15 protein-coding genes are annotated in these 17488 nt (G+C 68.5%); 10 read left to right on the top strand and 5 right to left on the bottom strand.

Annotated features, from left to right (window positions below):
- Nucleotides 1–106: 106 nt before the first annotated feature.
- The 6 genes from ACJMKZ_RS17845 to ACJMKZ_RS17870 all read left to right on the top strand — a co-directional run bounded on the left by ACJMKZ_RS17845 (nt 107) and on the right by ACJMKZ_RS17870 (nt 6220).
- A complete protein-coding gene (locus ACJMKZ_RS17845) occupies nt 107–2038 on the top strand; it encodes an ATP-dependent DNA helicase (RefSeq protein WP_405234584.1) in 1932 nt (643 codons plus the stop codon).
- A complete protein-coding gene (gene tsaB / locus ACJMKZ_RS17850) occupies nt 2035–2691 on the top strand; it encodes a tRNA (adenosine(37)-N6)-threonylcarbamoyltransferase complex dimerization subunit type 1 TsaB (RefSeq protein WP_405234585.1) in 657 nt (218 codons plus the stop codon). Before ACJMKZ_RS17845 ends, tsaB begins: the two co-directional genes overlap by 4 nt.
- Nucleotides 2692–2738: 47 nt before the next feature.
- Entirely contained in the window at nt 2739–3434 is a 696-nt protein-coding gene (phoB, locus tag ACJMKZ_RS17855) for a phosphate regulon transcriptional regulator PhoB (RefSeq protein WP_405234586.1), read from the top strand.
- On the top strand, nt 3434–4774 hold the full coding sequence (phoR, locus tag ACJMKZ_RS17860) for a phosphate regulon sensor histidine kinase PhoR (protein WP_405234587.1): 1341 nt from the start codon (nt 3434–3436) through the stop codon (nt 4772–4774). The genes phoB and phoR overlap by 1 nt, the downstream gene beginning before the upstream one ends.
- A 191-nt stretch (nt 4775–4965) precedes the next feature.
- A complete protein-coding gene (phoU, locus tag ACJMKZ_RS17865) occupies nt 4966–5679 on the top strand; it encodes a phosphate signaling complex protein PhoU (protein ID WP_405234588.1) in 714 nt (237 codons plus the stop codon).
- 22 nt (nt 5680–5701) lie between these two features.
- Nucleotides 5702–6220: a disulfide bond formation protein B gene (locus ACJMKZ_RS17870; RefSeq protein WP_405234589.1), complete on the top strand. Its 519-nt coding sequence runs from the start codon at nt 5702–5704 to the stop codon at nt 6218–6220.
- 4 nt (nt 6221–6224) lie between these two features.
- Here the strand turns inward: ACJMKZ_RS17870 and dapE are convergent, their stop codons facing one another.
- Nucleotides 6225–7397, bottom strand: a complete 1173-nt coding sequence (gene dapE, locus ACJMKZ_RS17875) for a succinyl-diaminopimelate desuccinylase (protein ID WP_405234590.1) — start codon at nt 7395–7397, stop codon at nt 6225–6227.
- 202 nt (nt 7398–7599) lie between these two features.
- On the opposite strand from dapE, the gene ACJMKZ_RS17880 reads away from it, so the two are divergent.
- From ACJMKZ_RS17880 to pstB, 4 genes are all read left to right on the top strand, one after another.
- On the top strand, nt 7600–8619 hold the full coding sequence (locus ACJMKZ_RS17880) for a PstS family phosphate ABC transporter substrate-binding protein (RefSeq protein ID WP_405234737.1): 1020 nt from the start codon (nt 7600–7602) through the stop codon (nt 8617–8619).
- Between the two features lie 91 nt (nt 8620–8710).
- The gene (gene pstC, locus ACJMKZ_RS17885; protein ID WP_405234591.1) at nt 8711–10099 is read left to right on the top strand and encodes a phosphate ABC transporter permease subunit PstC; all 1389 of its coding nucleotides are present in this window, start codon (nt 8711–8713) and stop codon (nt 10097–10099) included.
- A complete protein-coding gene (pstA, locus tag ACJMKZ_RS17890; protein ID WP_405234592.1) occupies nt 10096–11385 on the top strand; it encodes a phosphate ABC transporter permease PstA in 1290 nt (429 codons plus the stop codon). Before pstC ends, pstA begins: the two co-directional genes overlap by 4 nt.
- A 113-nt stretch (nt 11386–11498) precedes the next feature.
- Nucleotides 11499–12365, top strand: coding sequence for a phosphate ABC transporter ATP-binding protein PstB (gene pstB, locus ACJMKZ_RS17895; RefSeq protein ID WP_405234593.1), 867 nt, complete (start codon nt 11499–11501; stop codon nt 12363–12365).
- A 21-nt stretch (nt 12366–12386) separates the two neighbouring features.
- On the opposite strand, the gene ACJMKZ_RS17900 is transcribed toward pstB, so the two are convergent.
- Genes ACJMKZ_RS17900 through glnD form a run of 4 tightly spaced genes read right to left on the bottom strand, consistent with a single transcriptional unit; the run spans nt 12387 to nt 17477 of the window.
- A complete protein-coding gene (locus ACJMKZ_RS17900) occupies nt 12387–12746 on the bottom strand; it encodes a Spx/MgsR family RNA polymerase-binding regulatory protein (protein WP_405234594.1) in 360 nt (119 codons plus the stop codon).
- Between the two features lie 17 nt (nt 12747–12763).
- Nucleotides 12764–13582, bottom strand: a complete 819-nt coding sequence (gene dapD, locus ACJMKZ_RS17905; RefSeq protein WP_405234595.1) for a 2,3,4,5-tetrahydropyridine-2,6-dicarboxylate N-succinyltransferase — start codon at nt 13580–13582, stop codon at nt 12764–12766.
- A complete protein-coding gene (gene dapC, locus ACJMKZ_RS17910; protein ID WP_405234596.1) occupies nt 13582–14802 on the bottom strand; it encodes a succinyldiaminopimelate transaminase in 1221 nt (406 codons plus the stop codon). Before dapC ends, dapD begins: the two co-directional genes overlap by 1 nt.
- Nucleotides 14803–14804: 2 nt before the next feature.
- Nucleotides 14805–17477 carry a [protein-PII] uridylyltransferase gene (gene glnD / locus ACJMKZ_RS17915; protein WP_405234597.1) on the bottom strand — a complete coding sequence of 891 codons (2673 nt, stop codon included), beginning with the start codon at nt 17475–17477 and terminating at the stop codon, nt 14805–14807.
- Nucleotides 17478–17488: the final 11 nt, after the last annotated feature.

Genomic DNA, 17488 nt, shown 5'->3' on the forward strand with positions numbered 1-17488 from the left:
GCACGGGTTGCGCAGGCACGGCCCTGTCCTACGGCCGATTTGTGGCCCCTCCGGCCGGGAAGCGGGCAGTGCAGCCCGCGCGCGGCAGCGAGTATAGTCTGCGCCCATGCAGAGCTTCCGCGACCTCTTCGGGGACGAGAGTCCGCTCGCCGCGACGGTACCGGGCTTCCGTCCGCGCGCCGCCCAGGCGATGATGGCGGAGGCCGTGGCCGACGCGCTGGCGGCACAGGAACCCCTGGTGGTCGAGGCCGGCACCGGCATCGGCAAGACCTTCGCCTATCTGATCCCGACGCTGGGAAGCGGCCGGCGTACCATCATCTCCACCGGCACCCGGGCGCTGCAGGATCAGCTGTTCCATCGGGACCTGCCCACCGTGACCCGGGCCATCGGCCAGCCGCTGTCCACGGCGCTGCTGAAGGGCCGGGCCAATTATCTCTGCCTGCACCGGCTGGATCAGGCGGCGGGCACCCCGGCGGCCGCGCGGTTCCGGCGTGAGCTTGCCGTCCTCGAGCGGTGGAAACACGAGACCCGCAGCGGCGACCGCCGCGAAGTGGTGGATATAGAAGAGGAGTCGGGTGTGTGGCCGCTGGTGACGTCCACCGCCGAGAACTGCCTGGGCCAGAAATGCCCGTTCTTCGACGACTGCTTCGTCGTGCATGCGCGCCGTGCAGCCCAGAAGGCCGACGTGGTGGTGGTGAACCATCATCTGCTGCTCGCGGACCTGGCCATGAAGGAAGAAGGGTTCGTGGATTTCCTGCCGGGCGCCGAAGCGCTCATCCTCGACGAGGCGCACCAGATCCCGGACCTGGCCACCCGTTTCTTCGGCATCATGGCCGGCACGCGCCAGGTGGAGAACCTGCTGGACGACGCCGCCGCGTTTACGTTCGCGCTGGGCGGGTCGGAACTGCGCCAGGCCATCGGTGCCGTGGCGGATGCGGTGCGGGGCGTCGTGGCCGCGGCGCCGCGGGAAGCCGGCCGTTACGAGCTGGGCGGGCAGCGGGGCGCGCTGGCGGAACCGCTGGGCGTACTTCGCGGGCGCCTCGCCGAACTGCACGAGGCGCTGCAGGACGTGGCGGGCGAATCGGCGGAAGTGGAAGCCGTGGCCGAGCAGCTCTACGACCTGCAGGCCCGGCTCACGGCGGCCACCGACGAGGACGAGGAGGCCGGTCTGTACTGGTTCGACGTCAACCGCCGCTCGGTGCGCTTCCACCTGACGCCGCTGGACGTCGCCGGCCGGCTCCGGGCGCTGATCGATATGAGCGAGGCGCCGTGGGTGTTCACGTCGGCCACGCTGGCGGTAGGCGAGGATTTCAGTCATTTCCTCGGTCGGATGGGCCTGAACGACGCGCGCACCCTGCAGTTCCCAAGCCCCTACCGGCTGGCCGAGCGGGCGCGCATCTACCTGCCGCCGGGCCTGCCCCAGCCGTCGGCCCGGGGCTACACCGAGGCCGCCATGGAGGCGGCCGCGCCGCTGCTGGGGATGACCGCCGGCGGCCTGTTCTTCCTGTTCACGAGCTACCGCGCGCTCGGCATCGCGGCGGACTGGTGGCGGGAGCGACGCGAGCGCCTCGGCGGCCGACAGCTGCTGGTGCAGGGCGAGGCGCCCCGGGCGGACCTGCTGGAGCGGTTCCGGGCCGCCGGCAACGCGGTGCTGCTCGGCACGGGCACGTTCTGGGAAGGGGTCGACGTGCGCGGCACAGCCCTCACGGGCGTGGTGATCGACAAGCTGCCGTTCACCTCCCCCGGAGACCCGCTGCTGATGGCCCGCACGGAGTTCATCCGCCGGCAGGGCGGCAACCCGTTCATGGAGCATCAGTTGCCGGAGGCGGTACTGACGATGAAGCAGGGCGTTGGGCGGTTGATCCGCGACCACGCCGACTACGGGGCGATCGTCCTGTGCGATCCGCGCATCGGCACGCGGCGCTACGGACCCGTCTTCCTGCAGGCGCTGGCCCCGATGGCGACCGTAACCGATCCGGACGCGCTGGCGGAGTTCTATTCACGTCACGAGGCGGCCGGCGAAGCGGCGGTGTCGTGAAGATCCTCGCCCTCGAGACCTCGGCCGATGCCTGCTCCGCCGCCCTGTGGGTGGACGGCGAAGTGGCCGAGGTGTACGAGGAGCAGCCCCGCCGGCACGTGGAGCTGATCCTGCCCATGGTGCGCGGCCTGCTCGCCGAGGCGGGAATGCGCATGGCGGCACTGGACGGCATCGCTTTCGGCGCGGGACCCGGCTCCTTCACCGGCGTGCGCATCGCCGTGTCCGCGGCCCAGGGCTTTGGCCTGGCGGCCGGGCTGGCGCTGGTGCCGGTCTCCTCGCTGGCCGCACTGGCGTCTCGCGCGCTCGCGGGGGGCGCGCGCCGGGTCTACGTCACCCAGGACGCGCGCATGGGCGAGGTCTACGCCGGGGCCTGGGAGGAAGGCGCCGACGGGCTGCACACGCTGGCGGCCGATCGACTCACGGCCCCGGCCGCAGTGCAGCCCGCCGAGGGGGACTGGTGGCTGGCCGGCGGCGGCTGGGACCGCTATCCGCAGATGGCGCCCGCCGGCGCCGCGGATACCGGTCTGCGTTTTCCCCGCGCCCAGGAAGTGGCGGCGCTGGCCGCGCCCCGTTTCGCCGCCGGCGACACGCTGGCGCCCCGGGACGCGCAGCCCGCGTATCTGCGCCGGACCGTCGCCCGGCAGGCGCCGTAACCGGACTGTAATGTAGACTTGCTCTAATCGCGCTCCATGGAGCCGATATGACGACAGCGCGCCGCATACTGGTAGTCGAGGACGAAGCCCCCATCCGGGAGATGATCGCGTTTCATCTGTCGCGGGCCGGCTTCGAGGTGGACGAGGCCGCCGACTGCCGCCAGGCGCGGGAGCTGCTGGCCGACCATCGGCCGGACCTTGCCATTATCGACTGGATGCTGCCGGACATGAGCGGACTCGAGCTGACGCGCTCGCTGAAACGGGACTCCACCTTCGAGGACCTGGCCGTCATCATGCTGACGGCCCGGGCGGAGGAACAGGACAAGGTGAGCGGGCTGGAAGGTGGCGCCGACGACTACATCACCAAGCCGTTCTCCTCCCGCGAACTCGTCGCCCGCATCAATGCCGTGCTGCGCCGTTCCGGCGTCTCCGGCGACGAGATCGTGAGCGTCGGCGAGCTCGAGCTGGACGTGGCCGGACACCGGGTGAGTGTCGGCGGTGCCGAGATCCAGCTCGGCCCCACGGAATACCGGCTGCTGAAATTCCTGATCACACATCCGGAGCGGGTGTACAGCCGCGGCCAGCTGCTCGACCGGGTCTGGGGCGCCAACGTCTACGTGGAGGAGCGCACCGTGGACGTGCACATCCGCAGGCTGCGCAAGGCGCTGTCGGCGCGTAACGCCGAACACTACATCCAGACCGTGCGCGGGGCCGGCTACCGATTCTCGTCGCGGGACGGCTGATGCCCTCGGCCTGGAGCAATGCGCTGCTCAAGGCCGCCGGCGTTATCGGCCTGGGAGCGTTCATCGGCTGGCTGTACGGTTATGCCCTGCCCGGCGCGCTCATCGGCGCGCTGGCCGTGCTCGCGGTTCACTTCAACATGCTGTTCCGCCTCGAGCGCGCGCTCCGGACCCGCAGCCGTATCCAGATACCGGACGGTACGGGCATCTGGCCTCAGGTGCTCGCCCGCATCGATTACCTGAAACAGCGGGCCAAGAAACACAAGCGCCGCCACCACCGCACGCTCAAGGAGATCCGCGCCTCCACCAACGCCATGCCCGACGGCGGCATCGTGCTGAACGAGAACTCGGAGATCACACGCTACAACTCGGCCGCGGAGTACCTCGTCGGCCTGCGGCCCCGGCGGGACCGGGGCCAGCGCGTGGATAACCTGATACGGCATCCCGCCTTCGTGAGCTATCTTCGCACGGGCGACTATTCGGGCTCGGTGACCATCCCGTCGCCGTTGCGCGACGACGGCTGGCTGACCTGTCGCATCGTGCCCTACGGCGAAGGACAGCGACTGCTGCTGGTGCGCGACGTCACGGAGCAGGCGCGGCTCGCGCGCATGCGCCGGGATTTCGTGGCGAATGCCTCGCATGAGCTGCGCTCGCCGCTCACCGTGATCGGCGGCTACCTGGAGGCCATGTCCGAGGATACGGAGATGCCGCCGTCCTGGCAGCGGCCCGTCGCCGAGATGCAGCGCCAGGCCGCCCGGATGAAGGAGATCCTGGACTCGCTGCTGGAGCTGTCCCGGCTCGAGTCGGGCAGCGAGGCCCGCACCGACACCCGAGTGGACGTCGCGGCGCTGCTCAGGGAGTCCGTCGCCGAGCTGGACCGCCCCGACGGCGGGCCGGCCGTGGAGCTGCGGCTCGAGTCACGGGCGCAGCTGTACGGCAATCCGGTGGAGATCCGCTCGATCATCACCAATCTGCTGTCCAATGCCGTGCGTTACACGCCGGCGGACGGCAGCGTGACGCTGAGCTGGCAGTCCGACGGCGAGAGCGCCACGCTCACGATGGAGGATACCGGCGTGGGCATCGCGGAGCAGGACATTCCCCGGCTGACCGAGCGCTTCTTCCGCGTGAACCGGGGTCGCAGTCGCGAGGACGGCGGCGTGGGGCTCGGCCTCGCCATCGTCAAGCACGCGCTGGGCCGCCACGACGCGACGCTGGAGGTGGAGAGCCGGCCGGGGGAGGGCAGCCGCTTCGTCTGCCGGTTCCCCGGTGCGCGGCTGGTGCGCGCCGAGGCCGTCCCGATTCCGCGGGGCACGGCCGGCGGCGACCGCTCGGCCACGGGCTGATCGGCCCGGGCCGGAAGGGTGTGTGGCAATGTATGCACAATGCAATGCCATTGTATGAGTGAAGTATTTACAAATTATCGCCAGGAGCAGGGCAGAGCTGGTACACTCTGCGGCGTAAACGGGTCACGGCTACGGACGTGGAAACGTTTCTGCCATAGTTCATGGCGCCGGCTCGAGAGAGGACGCAACGCATGCAGACGACGGATCTGACCCATCACATATCCCGCCGCTTCAACAAGGACCTGGAGGCGTTGCGCAACAACGTGCTGTCCATGGGCGGACTGGTGGAATCCCAGCTCGAGCGCGCGGTCGAGGCGGTGGTCAGCGGCGACAGCGAGCTGGGGCTGCAGGTGGCCTATGACGACTACAAGGTGAATCATCTCGAGGTGAGCATCGACGAGGAATGCAGCCGCATCCTCGCCACCCGCGCGCCGACCGCGAGTGACCTGCGCCTGATCGTCGCCATCATCAAGACCATCACGGACCTCGAGCGCATCGGCGACGAGGCCGAGAAGATCGGCTTCCTGGCTTCCAAGCTCGCGGAGATGGACCGCCCCGCCGGCTCCTACCGGGAGCTGAAGAACATGGGCGGGCAGGTCAGCCGGATGGTGCGCCAGGCCATGGATGCCTTCGCCCGGCTGGACGTGCAGGCTTCGCTGGCGGTGGTGAAGGACGACGAGATGGTGGACGAGGAATACGAGACCATCCAGCGCCAGTGCATGACCTTCATGATGGAGGACCCGCGCAGCATCAAGCGGGTGATGAACGTCACCTGGGCGGCGCGGGCGCTGGAGCGCATCGGCGACCACGCCAAGAACATCTGCGAGTACGTGATCTACATGGTCCACGGCAAGGACATCCGGCACACGGATATCGACGCCCTGGACGAACAGCAGCCCGCCTGACCGCGAACCCGCTTCCCTCAGCATGACCGCCACGGATTTCATGACGCGCCGCTATGCCAATCTCGCGGGCCTGCTCGCCTGCGTGGCGATGATGGGTTTCGCCCTGTATGCGGAGTACGTGCTCCTGCTGGAGCCCTGCCCGCTGTGCGTCTTCCAGCGGGTGGCCACGATCGGGCTGGGCGCCGTCTTCCTGCTCGCCTTCGTGCACAATCCGGCGGGCTGGGGCGCTCGCGTGTACGGCGTGCTGGTCTTCGCGGCGGCTGCCGCCGGCGCCGCCATAGCCGGGCGACACGTCCGGGTGCAGAGTCTGCCCGCCGACGAGGTACCCGCCTGCGGTGCCGGGCTGGATTACCTGCTGAACACGGTGCCCCTGACCGAGGTGATCCGCGAGGTACTGACCGGCTCCGGAGAATGTGCCGAGCTGAAATGGTCGTTCCTGGGGCTCAGCATGCCGGCCTGGGTGCTGATCTGCCTGTCCCTGCTGGGCCTGTTCGGCCTGATCGCGAACTTCAGGTTGCCCGCGCGCCGCGGCGCCGGCTGAGGGCTCAGCGGGCCAGCAGAGCTTCCAGGATGCGTTCGTAGACCGCCGTCAGGCGGACGATGTCCTCCACCCGCACGTACTCGTCGATCTTGTGGATCGAGGCATTCACCGGACCCAGTTCCACCACCTGCGCTCCCGCCGGCGAAATGAAGCGCCCGTCCGACGTGCCGCCACCGGTCGAGAGTTCCGGCGCGACGCCGAGTTCCTCCCGCACGGCGGCAGTGACGGCGTCGGTCAGCACGCCTTCCTCGGTCAGGAAAGGCTTGCCGGACAGATGCCAGTGCAGCTCGTAGTCCAGGCCGTGGCGGTCCAGTATCGACTCCACGTGGGCCGCCAGGCTCTCGTGGGTCCACTCGGTGGAGTAGCGGAAGTTGAAGCGCGCGTTCAGCTCGCCGGGGGTCACGTTCGGGGCGCCGATGCCGGCCTGCACGTTCACCACCTGGAAACTGGTGGGCGGGAAGTACTCGTTGCCGTCGTCCAGCGGCGTGGCGTAGAGCTCGGCCAGCGCCGGGGCGAAGCGCTGGATCGGGTTGTCGGCCAGCTGCGGGTAGGCCACGTGGCCCTGGATGCCGCGCACCTTCAGGATGCCGCTCAGTGAACCGCGTCGTCCGTTGCGCACGATGTCGCCGAGCGCCGCCTGGCTGGACGGCTCTCCCAGCACGCACCAGTCGATGTGTTCGCTGCGCTCCTGCAGCGTCTCGATCACTCGCTTCGTGCCGTCCCGCGCCGGTCCTTCCTCGTCGCTGGTGATGAGGAAGGCAATCGAACCGTGGTGGTCCGGATGCGCCGCCAGGAAGCGTTCGGTCGCCACCAGCATGGCGGCCAGGCTCGACTTCATGTCGGCTGAGCCGCGGCCGTAGAGCAGGCCGTCGCTGAAGGTCGGCTCGAAGGGGTCGCTGGACCAGGCATCCAGGTCGCCCGGCGGGACCACGTCCGTATGGCCGGCGAAGCAGAACAGGGGATCCGACTCGCCCCGGCGGGCCCACAGATTGTCGGTGTCACCGTAGCGCAGATGCTCTATCCTGAAGTCCAGGGCTGCCAGGCGCTCGGCCATGAGAGTCTGGCAGCCGGCGTCCTCGGGTGTCACCGACCGGCGGCGGATCAGTTCGCAGGCGAGACGTACCGCCTCGTCTGCAGCGAACGCATTTTCGTCGTCGACGGCGGTGATATCGGACATCAAAAAAATCTTATAACTGATTGATAAGAATAATATTGGCTTTGAAGCGGGTTCCCGGCGGAGAGAACCACCTGCAATATTTCCGTAACATTGCCGGACTATCCTCTGCGCCCGTCGAATATCGCCTGAACCGCGGGAGTAAATCGTGAGCAAGAGAAGCACAGCTCCGGGACGAATCGCAACCATCGCGACCGTCGCCGGCATCGGAATCGGGCTGCTCGTGGCCGGCACCGCCATCGCCCAGAGTGGCCGCAGCTACATCTACATCGTCGGTTCCTCGACGGTCTATCCGTTCACCACGGTGGTGGCCGAGCGGTTCGGCAAGACCACCCAGTTCCGCACGCCCAAGGTGGAGTCGACCGGCTCCGGCGGCGGCTTCAAACTGTTCTGCGCAGGCGTCGGCGTGGACCATCCCGACGTCACCAACGCCTCGCGCCGGGTGAAGGCGTCCGAGCTCGAGATGTGTGCGGAGAACGGTGTCGCGGATGTGATCGAGGTCAAGATCGGCTACGACGGCATCGTGATGGCCAACGCCGTGGAGTCCGAGCAGTACCAGCTGAGCCGCCGCGATATCTTCCTGGCCCTGGCCAAGGAGGTCCCGGATCCGGACGGAGGGGAGAAGCTGGTGCCGAACCCCTACACGGTCTGGAACGAGGTCGACCCGAACCTGCCCGACACCGAGATCGAGGTGCTGGGCCCGCCGCCTACCTCGGGCACCCGCGACGCGTTCGTGGAGCTCGCCATGGAGGGCGGCTGCCAGACGTTCGACTGGATCGCAGCCATCGAGGACGAGGACGAGACCCGCTACAAGACCATCTGCCACTCCATCCGCGAGGACGGCGTGTACGTGGAAGCGGGCGAGAACGACAATCTCATCGTGCAGAAGCTGGAGGCCAACCCCGATGCTCTCGGCATCTTCGGCTTCAGCTTCCTGGACCAGAATATCGAGAAGGTGCACGGCTCGTTCATCGACGGCGTGGAGCCGACTTTCGAGAATATCGCCTCGGGCGACTACCCGGTGTCCCGCCCGCTGTACTCCTACGCCAAGAAGGCCCATGTCGGCGTGATCCCTGGTATGAGAGAATTCCTGCGCGAAATGACGAGCGAGCGCGCGTGGGGCGACGACGGCTACCTGTCCGAGCGCGGTCTGATCCCCATGCCGGAGCCCGAGCGGGCCAGGGTGCTGGCGGCCGTGGAATCGCTGACACCGATCCGACTCTGAATCGCGGCCGGAGCGGACGACAATAACGAGGGACGCGCGGCGGCCCGGCGGCCGCCGCGCGCAACCCGCGCCACGATGAAAGGGTGACCGAATGCAGCCCGAGACACTGCTGCTGATCCTGCTGTTCCTCTGCGCTGCAGCCTACCGTCTCGGCCGCGGCCGTTCCCTGAGCACGGCGGGTGGCGACCGGCCGATGGCGCGCCTGCATTCCCTGCCGAGCTACTACGGATACTTCACCGCCATCTGGTGTCTGCTGCCCGGCCTCGCCATCATCCTGCTGTGGGTCACGCTGGAGCCCAGGGTGATCACCGCGCTGATGGTCGATCGTCTGCCCGAGTCGGTGCGCGACGTGTCGGCCGGTGCGCTCGATCTCGCCGTCAACGATATCCGCAATCTCGCCGCCGGTGACGTGGTCAGCACCGACGTCGATGCGCAGATGCGGGCGGCGGCCGATTTCTACCTGGAGACGCGGGCGAAGAGCCGGCTGCTGCTCACGATATTTGTGCTGGCGGCGGCCGTGGGCGGGGCGACGCTGGCCTGGCGACGCATCTCGCCGGGTTTCCGCGCCCGCAACCACGTGGAGCGCGTCGTCCAGACTGCCCTGCTCGCCGCCTCGACCATCGCCGTCCTGACCACGGTCGGCATCGTCCTCTCGGTGCTGTTCGAGTCCATTCTGTTCTTCCGCAAGGTCCCGATCACGGAGTTCCTGTTCGGTCTGGAATGGAGCCCCCAGACCGCCATCCGCGCCGATCAGGTGGGCTCCTCCGGTGCCTTCGGCGCCGTGCCGCTGTTCACCGGAACGCTGCTCATCACCGCCATCGCCATGTTCGTGTCCGTGCCCATCGGACTCATGACGGCGATATTCCTGACCGAGTACGCGCGCTCGAGCTTCCGCTCGACCGCCAAGCCGCTGCTCGAGGTGCTGGCGGGTATCCCCACCGTGGTGTACGGCTTCTTCGCGGCACTGACCGTGGCGCCGCTGATACGGGAGGTCGGCACCAGTATCGGCCTGGACGTGGCCTCGGAGAGCGCGCTGGCGGCCGGACTGGTCATGGGCATCATGATCATCCCGCTGATCTCGTCCCTGTCCGACGACGCCATCACGGCGGTGCCCCGGGCGATGCGTGACGGCTCGTTCGCCCTGGGCGCGACGCGCTCCGAGACGGTGAAGCTGGTGATACTGCCGGCCGCCTTGCCCGGTATCGTCGGCGGCATCCTGCTGGCGGTCTCGCGGGCCATCGGCGAGACCATGATCGTGGTGATGGCCGCCGGCCTCGCCGCGAACCTGACCGGCAATCCCCTGGAGGCCGTGACCACCGTCACCGTGCAGATCGTGACCCTGCTGGTGGGCGACCAGGAGTTCGACAGTGCCAAGACCCTGGCGGCCTTCGCACTCGGCCTCGTGCTGTTCCTGGTGACGCTGGTGCTAAACGTGATCGGCCTCCGGGTCGTGCGCAAATACCGGGAGCAGTACGAATGAGCGACGGCAGGAAGACGGCCCGGCAGCTCATGGAGGCGGGCCTGCCCCGGCGCTACAGCCGCGAGCGCCGGTTCCGGGTGCTGGGCATGCTGGCGGTGTCCGTCGGGCTGACGTTCCTGGTGCTGTTCTTCGCCAGCATCGTCGCGAGCGGCTACAAGGCCTTCGCGCAGTCCCAGGTGGCGCTGGACGTGTATCTGGATCCGGCCCTAATCTCGCCCACCGGGGCGACGAATCCGGAGGCGTTGGCACTGGGTGACTATTCCGGCCTGGTGCGACAGAGTCTCTACGACCTGTTCCCGGACGTGAGCGGCCGGAGCGACCGCCGTGCGCTGGCGCAGCTGGTCAGCGTGGGCGCCTCGTATCAGCTGCAGAATCTGGTGGCGGCCGACCCGGATGCGATCGGCGAGACCCGCCGCGTGTGGGTGCCGGCCAGCGCCGACGTGGACATGGTGGTGAAGGGCAGCATCGACCGTACGCTGCCCGAGGAGTCCCGGCCCGTGAAAGACCGGGAACTCGTCTGGATCGACCGGCTCACCGAGACGGGGCGGCTGCAGCTCAAGTTCAACACCGCGCTGTTCACGAACGGCGATTCCCGGGAGCCGGAACTCGCCGGAATCCGCGGCGCCCTCATGGGCTCGTTCTACATGCTGCTGGTCACCGTGGCGCTGGCGTTCCCGATCGGAGTGGCGGCGGCGGTCTATCTCGAGGAATTCGCCCCGCGCAATCGCTGGACCGACCTCATCGAGGTGAACATCAACAACCTGGCGGCCGTGCCCTCCATCGTGTTCGGGTTGCTCGGGCTCGCCGTGTTCATCAACTGGGCGTCGCTGCCGCGCTCCTCGCCGCTGGTCGGCGGACTGGTGCTCTCGCTGATGACGCTGCCGGTGATCATCATCGCGGCGCGCGCCTCCATCAAGGCCGTGCCGCCGTCCATCAAGGAGGCCGCCCTCGGCCTGGGCGCGTCGAAGATGCAGATGGTGTTCCAGCACGTGCTGCCGCTGGCGCTGCCGGGCATCCTCACCGGCACCATCATCGGCATGGCCCGGGCGCTGGGCGAGACGGCGCCGCTGCTGATGATCGGCATGGTGGCCTTCATCGTCGACATCCCCCAGGGGCCGCTGGATCCGTCGGCCGCGCTGCCGGTGCAGGTGTATCTCTGGGCGGACAGCCCCGAGCGCGCCTTCGTCGAGCGCACCTCCGCGGCGATCATCGTGCTGCTCGGATTCCTGCTGGTGATGAACCTCACCGCCGTATTGTTGCGGCGGCGTTTCGAGCGCAGCTTTTAGACGGTCCGCCGTTGAGGCGGGCAGGGAACTGTAAGAGAATGAAGCCCGAATTCAGGACTGACATCGACCCCACGGCGGCCGCAGGCCGCGCTCAACAAGGACCGATCTCCCCAGTGGCTGACGATCAACTGACCCCGAGCGCTTCTGCGGCACCCGTCGTCGAGGAGTACCGTCGCGAGCAGGACGAGCGCGCCTACGAGACCGTCGGGAATCCCCGCGCGAAGCGACCGTTCCTGTGCACCGAGCACGTCGACGTCTATTACGACGACAATCACGCGATCATCGATGTGAGCCTGGAGATCGGCCAGAACGAGGTGATCGCGCTGATCGGTCCGTCCGGCTGCGGCAAGTCCACCTATCTGCGCTGCCTGAACCGCATGAACGACACCATCGAGTCGGCGCGGGTCACCGGCAAGATCACGCTGGACGGCCAGGACATCTACGACCGCAGCATGGACGTGGTGGCCCTGCGCGCGCGGGTCGGCATGGTGTTCCAGAAGCCTAATCCGTTCCCGAAGTCCATCTACGACAACGTCGCCTACGGACCGCGCATCCACGGCCTCGCGGCGAATCGGGCGGAGCTGGACGAGATCGTGCACAACAGCCTCGAGCGCGCGGGTCTGCTGGCCGAGGTGAAGGATCGCCTGGACGAGCCGGGCACCGGCCTCTCGGGCGGTCAGCAGCAGCGGCTGTGCATCGCGCGCACCATCGCGGTCAGCCCGGAAGTGATCCTTATGGACGAGCCTTGCTCCGCGCTGGATCCGATCGCGACCGCCCGCATCGAGGACCTGATCGACGAGCTGCGGGAGAACTACGCCATCGTGATCGTCACCCACTCCATGCAGCAGGCGGCGCGGGTGTCGCAGCGCACGGCGTACTTCCACCTGGGCAAGCTGATCGAGGTGGACGATACGGACCGGGTCTTCACCAATCCCCAGCACAAGCTCACCGAGGACTACATCACGGGCCGCTTCGGCTGATCGGGCCCGTCCGCGGACCCCTCAGGTGGCGAATATGCGGCCGTAGGCCTCGGCGTCGAAACCCACCACCATCCGCTTGCGGCTCTCGATCACGGGCCGCTTGATCAGCGTGGGATTCTCCAGCATCAGGGCGAGCGCGCCGGCCCGGCTGAGGTTCTGGCGATCGAGTTCCGGTATGCGCCGCCAGGTCAGGCTGCGCTTGTTCAGCAGCGCCTCCCACTCGACCCGGTCGGCCCAGCGCTCCAGCATCTGGATGGTGACGCCGTCGTCGCGCACGTCATGGAACCGGTGTTTGATATCGTGCTCCTGCAGCCATTGCAGCGCCTTGCGGCAGCTGTCGCAGCTCTTCAATCCGTAGATGTCGATGGTCGCCTCTCCCATGGCTATGTCCCGATGGCTCAGTCCAGATTGCGCAGCAGTTCGTTCAGGCCGACCCTGGCCTTCGTCTTCTCGTCCACCCGCTTGACGATGACGGCGGCATACAGCGAGTGGCTGCCGTCTGCCGCCGGCAGATTGCCGGGCACGACGACGCTGCCCGCGGGTACGCGGCCGTAGCTTATCTCGCCGCTTTCGCGGTCGTAAATGCGCGTGCTCTGGCCGATGTAGACGCCCATGGAGATCACCGCCCCGCGCTCGACGATGACGCCCTCGACGATCTCCGAGCGCGCGCCGATGAAGCAGTCGTCCTCGACGATGGTCGGGGCCGCCTGCAGCGGTTCCAGCACGCCGCCGATGCCGACGCCGCCCGACAGGTGCACGTTGGCGCCGATCTGGGCGCAGCTGCCGACGGTGGCCCAAGTGTCCACCATGGTACCCGAGCCGATCCAGGCGCCGATGTTCACGTAGGAGGGCATGAGGACGACGTCGGGGGCCACGTAGGCGCCGCGGCGGACCTGCGCGTCCGGCACCACGCGCACGCCGTCGGCGCGGAAGCGCTCCAGGTCGTAATCGGCGTACTTCAGGCCCACCTTGTCGTAGTAGCGGGTGTGGCCGCCCTCGACCACCCGGTTGTCCGCGAGCCGGAAGTAGAGCAGCACGGCCTTCTTCAGCCAGTCGTTCACCACCCAGCCGTCCGGTCCCGGCTCGGCCACCCTGGCCCGGCCGCTGTCCAGTTCGCCGAGCGCGGCCTGGACGGCCTCGGCCACCGCCGTATCGCCGGGACGGAGTTCGCCGCGGCGCTCCCACGCCTGCTCGATGGTGTCGCGCATATCGCTCATTATCGTTCCTTTTGCGTCGTACCTGTTCGTCGGTGCTGCCGGGACAGCGCGAACTCGCGGATGCGCCGCGCGGCTTCCACGCAGTCGTCGGGCGGCGCCACGAGCGACAGCCGCAGGCGTCCGGCGCCCGGGTTCGTGCCGCCGGCCTCGCGCCCCAGGTAGGAGCCCGGCAGCGTCACCACGTTGGTGGCGGCGTAGAGTTCCCGTGCGTAGCGCTCGTCGTCGCCGTCGATCCCGACCCAGAGGTAGAACGACGCCGCCGGCGCCTCCACGTCGAGGACGTCGGCGAGCAGTGGCGTGACCTCACGGAACTTGCGCGCATAGAGGCGGCGGTTCGCCTCCACGTGGGCGTCGTCCGCCCACGCCGCGACGCTGGCTCGCTGGGTGGGGACGGGCATGGCGCAGCCGTGGTAGGTGCGGTAGCGGCGGTAGTCGGCCATGATCCGGGCGTCGCCGGCGACGAAGCCCGAGCGCAAGCCGGGGATATTGGAGCGCTTCGACAGGCTGTGGAAGGCGATGCAGCGGGCGTAGTCGTCGCGGCCCAGGTCGCGGCAGACCTCCAGCAGCGAGACCGGCGCCTCGTCCAGATAGATGTCGGCATAGCACTCGTCGGCCGCGATCACGAAGTCGTGCCGGTCGGCCAGTTCGAGCAGTTCCCGATAGAAGGCGGCGTCCAGCACCGCGCCGGTGGGATTGCCGGGTGAACAGACATAGACCAGGGCCGTCCGCGCCCAGACCCGTTCGGGCACGTCCGCCAGGCGGGGACGGAAGCCGGTCTCGGGCAGGGTGGGCAGGTACCAGGGTTCTGCGCCGGCGAGCAGCGCCGCCCCCTCGTAGATCTGGTAGAACGGGTTCGGCATGGCCACGCAGCTGCCCGCGCCCGGATCGACCACCGCCTGGGCGAAGGAGAACAGGCCCTCCCGGGTGCCGTTCACCGGCAGGATCCCGTTGTCCGGGTTCACGCGGACGCCGAAGCGCCGCGCGAGCCAATCGGCACAGGCCTCGCGCAGCTCGTCCAGCCCCAGCGAGACGGGATAGACGCCGGCCCCCTCCGCCAGGGCCGCCTCCAGGGCCTCCAGGATGAACGCGGGGGTCTCGTGGCGGGGCTCGCCGATGGACAGCGGTATGCGGCTGAGGCCGGCCGGCGGCTCGACGCGTGCCAGCAGCTCGGCGAGCTGCTCGAAGGGGTAGGGATGCAGGCGCCGGATGCGCGGGTTCATGGTCAGGCCGCCTCGCCCAGCCGCTGGTCGAGGGTGCGGCTGAGCGCCTCGCGCACCGTGGCGTCCAGCGGCCGCTGATCGTGTCCCGTCAGATAGAACACGTCCTCGGCCCGCTCGCCGATGGTGAGGATCTTCGCCGCCTTGATCTCGACGCCCAGCTCGCGGAAGACCTTGCCCACCGCCAGCAGCAGGCCAGGCCGGTCGCCGGCGACCAGTTCCATGATGGTCCGCCCGCCGGCGGTGTCGTCGGCGAAGCTGATCTGGGTGGGCGTGCGGAACATGCGCACCTGCCGAGGCGCGCGGCGGGTGACGCGGGCGTCCCAGTCGTCGCCTCTTCGCACCACCTGTGTCACACGGGTCAGTATCTCCTCGAGGCGGTCGCCGTCCGGCGGCTTCTCCGTCTGCCCCACCTCCATGACGATGTAGGTATCCATGCTGTAGCCGTTGCGGGTGGGCGTGATGCGGGCGTCCAGGATGCTGAGCCCGAGTTCGTCGATCACCGCCGTGGCGTTGGCGAAGGTGTGGTAGCGCTGCGGCGTGTACAGGAACAGCGCGATGCCGCCGGTGTCCTCGAGCGCGCGCACGGCGATCAGCGGCTGATCCAGCTCGTTCCGGTGCGCGGCCATGAACTCGGTCTGCCAGGCGATCTCGTCGGCGCCGTGGCGCAGGAAGTACTCCGGATTCTGCACTGACCAGACCCGGTCGATGTCCGCGTCGGCGACGCCGGCGTCCGTCAGCGCCGCGCGGGCCTCGCGCTGGGTCTCGGCGATCAGCTCCTCCTTGTCGATGGGATTCTCCAGCCCCCGGCGCAGCGCCCGCTTGGTGAGCTCGTACAGGTCCTCGAACAGGCTCGCCTTCCAGGAGTTCCACAGCTTGGGGTTGGTGCCGCGCACGTCCGCCACCGTCAGCACGTACAGATAGTCGAGGTGGGTCTGGTCGCCGACCAGGGCGGCGAATTCGTTGATCACCGCCGGATCGCTGATGTCCTTTTTCTGCGCCGTCGTGGACAGGGCCAGGTGGTGGCGCACGAGCCAGGCGACCATGCGGGCCTCGTAGCGGGACAGACCGTGCTCCAGGCAGAAGGCCTCGGCGTCGACCGCGCCCAGCTCGGAGTGGTCGCCGCCGCGGCCCTTGGCGATGTCGTGGAACAGCCCGCCCAGATAGGCAATCTCGGGCTTCTCCAGTGCCTGCATCACCGCGCTCGGGTGCGGGTACTCGTGATCGAACTGGTGCAGCCGGAAGCGGCGCAGGTTGCTGACCACGAACAGGGTGTGTGCGTCGACGGTGTAGGCGTGGAAGAGGTCGTACTGCATGCGCCCGACGATGCGCCCGAAGGAGGGGATGTACAGCCCGAGGACGCCGTACAGGTTCATGCGCCGCAGCTCGTGGGTGACCCCCCGGGGCGCGCGCAGGATCTCCAGGAACAGGCGGTGATTGCGGGGGCTCTGGCGGAACTCCTCGTCGATCAGATGCAGGCTGCGCTTGATCAGCCCGACCGTCCAGGCGCTGACGCCCTTGATGTCGCTGTGCTTCTGCAGCAGCGTGAACAGCTCCAGCAGCGCGGAAGGATCGCGCTCGAAGACCTCGTCATTGGCGGTCTGCAGGAAGCCGTTACGCATCTGGAAGCGCTCGTTCAGCGGCTCCGGCTCGGCGTCGGGGTCGAGCAGGATGGCCTCCTGGAAGAGCTGCAGCAGGATCTCGTTCAGCCGCGACAGCTCCATGACGGTGCGGTAGTAGCGCTGCATCATCTGCTCGACCGCGAGCGTGTAGGAGGCGTCCTCGTAGCCCAGCATCTGCGCGAGCTTCACCTGATGGTCGAACAGGAGCCGGTCCTCGCGGCGCCCGGTCAGCACGTGCAGGGCGAAGCGCACCTTCCACAGGAAGCTGCGGCCCTCGATCAACCGGTCCAGCTGGCCCGGCGTCAGGAAGCGGTGGTCGACGAGCTCCGCCAGGCCGTCGGCGCCGAAGTGGCGCTTCGCGATCCAGCCGATCATCTGGATGTCGCGCAGCCCGCCCGGGCTGCCCTTGACGTTCGGCTCCAGGTTGTAGGCGGTGTCGTGGTAGCGGTGGTGGCGCTCGATCTGCTCGTTGCGCTTGGCCTCGAAGAACTCTCGTGACGACCACATGCGGTCGGGGCCGATGCGCTCGCGCATGGCGTCGAAGTTCGCCGCGGGGCCGGCGAGCAGCCGCGCTTCCATCAGCGTGGTCATGACCGTGACGTCGGCACGGGCCTCCCGCTCGCAGTCGGCCACGGTGCGCACACTGTGGCCGATCTCCAGCCCCACGTCCCACAGCGCCGTCAGGAAGTCGCTGAGCCAGCCGGTCTCCTGTTCGCCCTCCGGCAGCAGGATCATAACGTCGATATCCGAGCAGGGATGCAGCTCGCCGCGGCCGTATCCGCCGACGGCCGCCAGCGCGGCCGCGGAATTGTCGGCATAGCAGTCCCAGAGGTGGCGCAGCAGGCGGTCGATGAGCGCGGCCCGGGCCACCACGAGCCGGTCCACGGCTTCTCCGGCGCGGAAACGCTCCACCAGGTTGTCGCCGGCCTCGGCCAGCCCCTCCCTCAGCGACAGGGGGTCGACGTCGGGGCGGCAGGCGCCCAGATGCCGTTCCAGGACGGTGATGGCCGGGTCGGTGCCGCCCGTCTCCCGGATTCCGCCGGCCCTGGCGTTCACGCCGGCCTGCC

Origin of the sequence: Lentisalinibacter salinarum (assembly GCF_040706555.1) — a bacterium.
Classification (GTDB): Bacteria; Pseudomonadota; Gammaproteobacteria; order Steroidobacterales; family Woeseiaceae; genus Lentisalinibacter; species Lentisalinibacter salinarum.

Bases quoted from the DNA above. Each gene is read 5' to 3' on its own strand.
- ACJMKZ_RS17845 (WP_405234584.1), top strand. From the start codon at position 107: ATGCAGAGCTTCCGCGACCTCTTCGGGGACGAGAGTCCGCTCGCCGCG.
- phoB (WP_405234586.1), top strand. From the start codon at position 2,739: ATGACGACAGCGCGCCGCATACTGGTAGTCGAGGACGAAGCCCCCATC.
- phoR (WP_405234587.1), top strand. From the start codon at position 3,434: ATGCCCTCGGCCTGGAGCAATGCGCTGCTCAAGGCCGCCGGCGTTATC.
- phoU (WP_405234588.1), top strand. From the start codon at position 4,966: ATGCAGACGACGGATCTGACCCATCACATATCCCGCCGCTTCAACAAG.
- ACJMKZ_RS17870 (WP_405234589.1), top strand. From the start codon at position 5,702: ATGACCGCCACGGATTTCATGACGCGCCGCTATGCCAATCTCGCGGGC.
- dapE (WP_405234590.1), bottom strand. From the start codon at position 7,397: ATGTCCGATATCACCGCCGTCGACGACGAAAATGCGTTCGCTGCAGAC.
- pstC (WP_405234591.1), top strand. From the start codon at position 8,711: ATGCAGCCCGAGACACTGCTGCTGATCCTGCTGTTCCTCTGCGCTGCA.
- pstA (WP_405234592.1), top strand. From the start codon at position 10,096: ATGAGCGACGGCAGGAAGACGGCCCGGCAGCTCATGGAGGCGGGCCTG.
- ACJMKZ_RS17900 (WP_405234594.1), bottom strand. From the start codon at position 12,746: ATGGGAGAGGCGACCATCGACATCTACGGATTGAAGAGCTGCGACAGC.
- dapD (WP_405234595.1), bottom strand. From the start codon at position 13,582: ATGAGCGATATGCGCGACACCATCGAGCAGGCGTGGGAGCGCCGCGGC.
- dapC (WP_405234596.1), bottom strand. From the start codon at position 14,802: ATGAACCCGCGCATCCGGCGCCTGCATCCCTACCCCTTCGAGCAGCTC.